At 64.2% G+C, this 6,779-nt stretch carries 6 protein-coding genes; 3 read left to right on the top strand and 3 right to left on the bottom strand.

The genetic code is table 11. The features are described from left to right. A partial coding sequence (locus tag AC5DC2_RS16810) for an FCD domain-containing protein (RefSeq protein ID WP_491699306.1) occupies positions 1–423 on the top strand: 423 nt, incomplete at its 5' end. A 230-nt stretch (positions 424–653) separates the two neighbouring features. Here the strand turns inward: AC5DC2_RS16810 and ampH are convergent. Continuing rightward, on the bottom strand, positions 654–1,769 hold the full coding sequence (gene ampH, locus AC5DC2_RS16805; protein ID WP_491699305.1) for a D-alanyl-D-alanine-carboxypeptidase/endopeptidase AmpH: 1,116 nt from the start codon (positions 1,767–1,769) through the stop codon (positions 654–656). A gap of 473 nt (positions 1,770–2,242) precedes the next feature. After that, on the bottom strand, positions 2,243–2,662 hold the full coding sequence (gene rnk / locus AC5DC2_RS16800) for a nucleoside diphosphate kinase regulator (RefSeq protein WP_491699304.1): 420 nt from the start codon (positions 2,660–2,662) through the stop codon (positions 2,243–2,245). A 488-nt stretch (positions 2,663–3,150) separates the two neighbouring features. Here rnk and AC5DC2_RS16795 point away from each other — a divergent pair, with 488 nt between their 5' ends. Continuing rightward, complete coding sequence (locus AC5DC2_RS16795) at positions 3,151–4,698, top strand: flavocytochrome c (RefSeq protein ID WP_491699303.1); 1,548 nt, start codon at positions 3,151–3,153, stop codon at positions 4,696–4,698. Between the two features lie 334 nt (positions 4,699–5,032). Then, positions 5,033–5,602, top strand: coding sequence for a cytochrome c3 family protein (locus AC5DC2_RS16790; protein ID WP_491699302.1), 570 nt, complete (start codon positions 5,033–5,035; stop codon positions 5,600–5,602). A gap of 91 nt (positions 5,603–5,693) precedes the next feature. On the opposite strand, the gene AC5DC2_RS16785 is transcribed toward AC5DC2_RS16790, so the two are convergent. Further along, positions 5,694–6,314 (bottom strand): YdeI/OmpD-associated family protein, encoded by a 621-nt coding sequence (locus AC5DC2_RS16785; protein WP_491699301.1) that lies wholly within the window; start codon positions 6,312–6,314, stop codon positions 5,694–5,696. Positions 6,315–6,779: the final 465 nt, after the last annotated feature.

The raw sequence follows: 6,779 nt of genomic DNA, 5'->3' as shown, positions 1-6,779 counted from the left end.
GCGGCGCTTGCGGCCGCGCATATCTCGGCGCGGCAGTCAGGCGAGCTTGAGGAACTGCTCGAAGCCAGCGCCCTTACGCCCCCGCAGATGAAGCCCGACGCCTGCGAAATCGCCCGCATGATCCGGATCGACAACGCCTTTCACGAAGTCATCGCCATCGCCTCGGGCAATGAAAGGCTCCACCGCTGCATCGTCGGCGTTCTCCGCGAATTCGAGCGCTTCTATCACATCGAAGCCAGCCACCCGGAGTTTTACGGGCCCGATTTCATCGGCCACGCGGACGTCTACCGGTCGATTGTCGAGGGATCCGCTGAGGCTGCGCGCAAGACCATGCATGGCCATCTGGAGAGTTCGCGGCGCGTGCTGATCAAGGGCATCACCGAAGGGCCCTCGGATACGAGCGGGCAATCGGCCTGGCTTTAGCAACGACCGTTCGGCGAGGCGTAGATTCAACAGAATAGAGCGTCCGTTGTGCGTCCGAATGGTCGCACGGCGCTCTCGGAACGGCCGGCCCTCTTGGGCCGGCGCAGCGGGGGCCGGCGAAATTGCTCTGCCTGCCGCTGGATGGCGGGACCGTAAGGCGAGGGCGCCCTTGGCCGCCGCCATCCATGACCGCCTGGCGGCCCGGAGGCGGCAGGCCGGCGCGACGCCGGTCAGCGCGGCGCGAGCGACGCGATCAGACCATTGACGACCTGCGCCATTTCCGTGCCGGCCGAGAAGTTGAACTGGTTGATGGCCATGAAAACCCCGACGCCGCGCGACGGCGCGAAGGCGAGATAGCTGAAGACGCCGTTGGTGCCTCCGGCTTTCTGGATGATCAGCGGCCGGTCGCCTTCGGGCATCATGATGACCCATCCGAGCCCCATCGCGTTCATGTGGCCGGACTCATCCATCCCGGAGACCGGATCCAGACCGTCACGGATCAACCACGCCGCGTGGCTCAGGGCGCGCACTTCCGCATCCTTCTCGCCGAAGCGGTCAAGGTTCCAGCGCAGATACTGCAGCATGTCGTTTGCGGTCGTATAAAGGCCGGACGCGCCCTCGCGGTTTTCGATAGGGTCGCCCGGATCGATTTCATTGCCGTTCCAGTCGTAGCCGGCCATGGCGTTTGCGCCCTGGGGGCGTTCATAGCTGGTGGACATCAGGCCGATGCGATCGAGAACGTCGGATTTCAGCAGGTCCGCATAGGGCGCGCCGGCGATGTCGGAAAGCGACATGGCGAGGACATCGAAGCCGACATTCGAGTAAAGGACGCCGCTTGCCGGGGCGAAGAGCAAGGGGCCATCGGAAAGGTTGGCCGCGAAAGAGGCATCGCTGTATTTTTCGACGCCCTCGACAGGCGCGAGTTCGCGCGGCAGGCCGCTTGAATGCGTGGCAAGATCGATCAGACGGATCTGCCGTCCGTCTTCTTCGGGCAGGGCGTCGACCACCCCGGCATGCGGCCCGACGGGATCGGTGAGGGAAACGACGCCCTGTGCTGCGAGCGATGCAAGCGACAGTCCCGTGAAGGTCTTGGTCACGGACCCGACCCCGATCACCGTGTCGGCATCCGGCTCCAGGCCGCTGCCCCTGGCAACTTCGCCGAAGCCGAAAACGGCGCTCTCGTCACCCCGCACGGCGGCGATGACGAGACCCGGGACGCCGGTGTCGAGGTGGAAAATCTGCCCTGTGAATTCGATCGCGTCTTCCAGAAGCGGGTCGTTGGCAGAGGCTGACGTTGCGGCCAGAATGGCGATTGCTGCAAGAGCGTATTTCATCGGATCTCCCATTTTCTTTTCCGAGGACTTGGAACCTGGGCCGACGTGCAATGCTCTCCTCCAGCCCCCTTTGTTTCGCCGCAAACAGTAGACGATCAGCTTCACCAAGGAAACACATCGAGAAACGAGCATGTGTCTCACAACACACCCTGCGGCAGGCTGCCGTCGGCCCTGGCGCGGCAATGGCGGGACAAGAGCTTGACCCGCGGCGTGTTGCTCCTGCTGTGCGCCCCGTGAAGTGGATGGCAACGGGTTCGCCGGACCCGACAGACATGCCGATGGACGCGGCCATGCCGAGCGCGTCCGGTATCGGGCCGTCCAGAGTTTCTACGCCGCTGCGGGTCTCGTCGGGAGCGGCGTTGGCGGACAGGATGAATATCTTCCCGTCCGACGTCACGCTCTTAGGCGACAACGGTTTTTCCTGAAGGCGTAAAGATACTCAATATGTTACGGCTGTTTTTGGCGTCCGAAAGAATGCGAAGCGCCTAACCGTCTGTCCGGGCGCGCGGCTGGCTCACGGCTTCCACCGTCAGGCGGCATATCCGGCCGTCCCGTGTGGTCCAGTCGATCGCGTGTCCGACCTTCAGGCCGATCAGCGCCGCGCCGATCGGCGTCAGGATGGAAACCCGGCCCTCCGCGATATCGGCCTTTCCCGGGTAGACGAGCGTTACCTGTCGGTCCTCTCCGAGGTCGGTGGTGAAGCGAACGGTCGTTCCCATGTGCACGACATCGTCGGCTATGCGTTCGTCCGCCACGATGCGGGCGCGCTCGAGTTCGGTAAACAGGACGTCGGCCAGATCGGCATGTTTGTCGTCAAACTGTTCGGCGAGAAGCGAAAGCCGCTTGTGGTCGGTTTGCGTCAGGACAATCGCGGGTTTGCGTTGTTTCTTGTGGTTGGAAGGCATAGTCCGTCTCCTTGCTGGGATGAGCAGCACAATGAACGCCGCGCGCGGGCGTTGTTTTCTCTGTATGGGGATTTTCGTGTCGCTTGACAGGCGCCGTCTCAAACGCCCGGTGGCAAACTGCCTATGCCCCGCGGCCGGGGCGCGACGCGACCAGGCCGGGGGCTATCTGCCTGCGATGAGGCACACCCGATGAGAGCGGAGATGGAGACGCGTGTTGATCATGAGCAAGGATGTGTCCCCGAACTGTCCGCAAGTCAAGCCGTCCCCGTTGCCGCAAGATGCGTCCAGTTGTCCGATGTCCTGCCCGGTCGGGCCTCCGCCCGTGCTGAAGCCGGCGGCCATGAGACGGCTTTGACATGGTCCGTTGACAGGGATCAATGCGGCCCGCGATTGGCCTGCGGAGAATGGCTCTGTTGAATGGCCGTCGCCCGACTGCCCGACCTGCGGTCTCTGCGACGCGTGTTCAGCGGATGACAGAGGAGGTCACCATGGAGAAGTCCAGAGACGATCCCCGCGGGCTGAGCCGCAGGCAGATGCTCGGCGCCGGTGCATCGACCGTTCTCGGCGGTCTTGCGCTTTCCGCTTCCGGAGCATTTGCGCAAACAGGCGAACTTCCCGCCGAATGGGATGAGACTGTCGATGTCGTTGTGGTGGGGACCGGATTTGCCGGATTGGCCGCCGCCTATGAGGCCGCCAAGGCGGGGGCATCCGTCGCACTGCTCGAGAAAATGCGCACGCCCGGCGGCAACTCGATCATCAGCGGCGGCGTGATCGCCGCGGCGGGATCGCCGCTCCAGGCAGAGCGGGGGATCGAAGATTCGCCGCAGAGCCTTTACGAGGACATGCTCAGAGCCGGCTTGCGGCTCAACCAGCCCGAACTTGCCAGAACCGTCGCCGAAAAATCGATGGAAACGGTGCAGTGGACGATCGATGAGCTGGGCGTCCGGTATGCCGGGCTTGTGCACATGGGCGGCCACTCGGTGCCGCGTTCCTACGGACTGGAGGCGGAAAGCGGCTCGGGCATCATCGTGCCGCAGCTGCAAAAGCTGAAGGAACTGGGAGTCGAGCCGCGCATGCGCATGCTTCTCAAGCGCATCATCCGCGATGAAGACGGGCGTGTGAAAGGCGTTCTGGTGCACCGCAATTTCAGGCATCCCGATCTTGAAAGCGGAACGCCGATGACCATCAGGGCCAGCCGCGCCGTCGTTCTGGCAACGGGCGGGTTCGGCGCCGATCCGGCTTTCCGGGCGCTGCAGGATCCCCGTCTCGGCGGAGATCTCGATACGACCAACCAGCCGGGCGCAACCGCAGAAGCGCTGCGCGAGGCGCTCAGCATCGGTTGCATCCTGGTGCAGCCGTCATGGATCCAGCTTGGCCCCTGGGCCAGTCCCGACGAGCGCGGTTTCGGCCGAGCGCCGCACTTCGTGCAGGAGGTCACTGCCTCCTACGGGCTCTGGATCGACACGCTGACCGGCAAGCGGTTCGTCAACGAGAACGCCGACCGCAAGACGCGCGCCGACGCCATTCTCGCGGCGGGCAACAAGACGATCGCCATCGCCGATGCTGCGGGCTATGCCAGGGCAACCGGCGGTGACACGGAAGATCTCGCGAGCATGATGAGCGCCGGCGTCGTCAGGGAATATGCCAGCCTCGAGGCGATCGCAGACGCGCATCAGATCCCGCTGGAGCCCTTGCTGGAGACGATCGGCGCCTTCAACCGCGATCTCGATGCCGGCGCCGACAGGGCGTTCGGGCGCTACCTGCCGGCCGATATCGGAACGGTGGCTACGCCGCCCTTCTATGTGGTCAGGCTGTCGCCGAAAATTCACCACACGATGGGCGGCTGCGCGATCAATGCCGATGCGCAGGCGCTCGACATCCGTTCGGGCGCGCCGATTGCCGGTCTTTATGCCGCCGGGGAGGTTGCCGGCGGCGTGCACGGGGCCTCGCGCCTCGGCTCCTGCGCCTATGCGGACTGCCTCGTGTTCGGCCGGATCGCCGGGCGCAATGCCGCGGCCGCACCGCGCTGGGATTAGCGCATCGGCCCGAAGATCGGAATCGATTTTCGGAAAGCGCGATGTGTCGATTCCACAGGTTGGCGCTCTGGCGCCGCTCCTTCCGGCGCCTCCGGTTTTCGGATGGAGGCGCGGTGCCCAAACGCGATGCGGCGCAGGGTTGCGCGTCGCATCGGTATTTCAAAGGGAGCTTCGCGAGATGAAACAGGCAAGCATAGGCCAAGCGGCTGCCCTTGTGTTTTGGGCAGCGGCGGCTATCTGGGCGTCCGCAGCAGCGCCGCCGGCATCCGGCGCGCAGGATATCGCGTGTTCGACCCTTGAAACGGCGGTCTCCCAGGATCCGGCGTCGGAGAATATGTCCTCGGTCGAGCGCAGCATCTGCCAGTTGCAGGCGCTGAATGCCGCCTTCGGGGAGGACCGGCGACACGCCCTTCTGTTTCAGTCTTCAGGGTATTTGCGTGATGTGGGGCGCGCCGCCGGCATCAAGACGAGCGCGACCGTCGCCGATGCCGTGACGCCTTCCGCCTGCGGCGCCTGCCATGTCGACGGAGCCGTTCTTCCCGATGCCCACCCTGCTGTCGAAGGGATGACGATGAACGGGTGCCGGGACTGCCATGTTCCGGGAACGCCGCTTGCCCTGGAGGGAAGGCTCCACCTTGACCACACCCATTACCTTTCGGGGCTGGAATGCGCGACATGCCATGAGAATGCCGAGGCGCCGGAAGAGCCGGAAACACGGGTCTGTCTCGACTGTCACGGGCCGCTGGAAGCGCTTGGCGCAAGATCCGCCGACGCGTCCCCGACCAACCCGCACAGCTCGCCGCACGGCGCTCCCTTCGCCGAATGTTCCTTGTGCCATCTGCAGCACGCGCCGCAGGAAAACTACTGCGCGTCCTGCCACAATTTCAAATTCACCTTTCCATGAGGAGCGCTGAGGGGCATTGATGGTTCCGGAAGCCCGCCCGGCGTCAGGATCATCGAGAAACGGTGAGACGATGCCGGGTCGGTCCGGCGCTCTAGCGCTCCATCGCGCCTTTTCCGGCGATGATCCTGTCGCGGAACTTCTCGATACGGGCGACGCGGGTCGTCGATTTTCTGGCCTGGTTGAGGTTGAACATATAGCTTCTTTGTCGCCCGGGGGGCAGCGCGTGAAACGCTTCGGCCAGTTCCGGATCGGCATCCAAAGCCTCGGCCAGCTCATCGGGCATCTCGATCTCGGCGTGAGCCTTCGGCGGTTTCCTGCCCGCTTCGGCATGATCCATCAATTGCCGCAGATAAGCCCGGATCACCGGTTCCATCCCGCCGACCTGCGCCACATCGGTGAAGCGGATCACTCCCGGCGTGCGGCTGTTCGGCCCTTGCGGCTCGAGCACACCTTCTGTGTCGTTCAGGAGGCTTGCGTTCATGAAGCTCAGCCGGAAGTCGCCACGGAACGCGCCGAAGATCGCGATGTTGCGACCTGCATGCATGTAGGTGGGGTGGGCCCACTTCACGGTCTCTTCCAGCCCCATGTCGCGGCAGATGCGACGCAGGTTATTGAGGCCGTCGATCCATTGACGGGTCGAGCAGTCCGGTGTGTCGAAGCGCGCGCATCGACCGCAGCCCTTGGTGAAGAAATCATCGGCGTCGGTAATCATCGTCTGCTACGTTTCGCGTGTTCCCCGCCCAAAATAGCAGTGCCCGAACAGGTGTAAAGCCTTGAGCGACAACACTGCCGGGCCCCTTGGAACCCAGAAGTCTCGGGGAACCGCAGCGGAACAGGTCCCCCGCGCTTACCGAAGAACTGACCCGCCTCGGCGCCTCGACGAAACCGGGGAGTTCGTCGCCGAAGACCAGAAGATCAGGCGGATCGGTGGAGGCTGCATCCCAGGCGCGGTCATGGCCGGGACCGGGTTCGCAGTGTCTCTCCGATGGACCGATGCAGGTTCTGAAGACGGTGAAGGACGGGTGAGAGGAACCGCCGGGAAGCGCCATAGGCCTTTGGTTCTCGCCTGGACGACAACATGCCGGTTACGGAGCGCGGTTGGGCACATGCCGGGCCGGCCGAAGGGATCGGCCCGGCATGTCGAAAGCCTACAGCATCGGCCCGAAAATCGGAATCG

Source organism: Martelella sp. (assembly GCF_984369615.1).
This window is presented reverse-complemented; position numbering and strand designations above follow the sequence as displayed.

Excerpts from the sequence above, each read along its gene's own strand:
- rnk (WP_491699304.1), bottom strand. The coding sequence starts at position 2,662 with ATGCCTTCCAACCACAAGAAACAACGCAAACCCGCGATTGTCCTGACG.
- AC5DC2_RS16790 (WP_491699302.1), top strand. The coding sequence starts at position 5,033 with ATGTCCTCGGTCGAGCGCAGCATCTGCCAGTTGCAGGCGCTGAATGCC.
- ampH (WP_491699305.1), bottom strand. The coding sequence starts at position 1,769 with ATGGGAGATCCGATGAAATACGCTCTTGCAGCAATCGCCATTCTGGCC.
- AC5DC2_RS16785 (WP_491699301.1), bottom strand. The coding sequence starts at position 6,314 with ATGATTACCGACGCCGATGATTTCTTCACCAAGGGCTGCGGTCGATGC.
- AC5DC2_RS16795 (WP_491699303.1), top strand. The coding sequence starts at position 3,151 with ATGGAGAAGTCCAGAGACGATCCCCGCGGGCTGAGCCGCAGGCAGATG.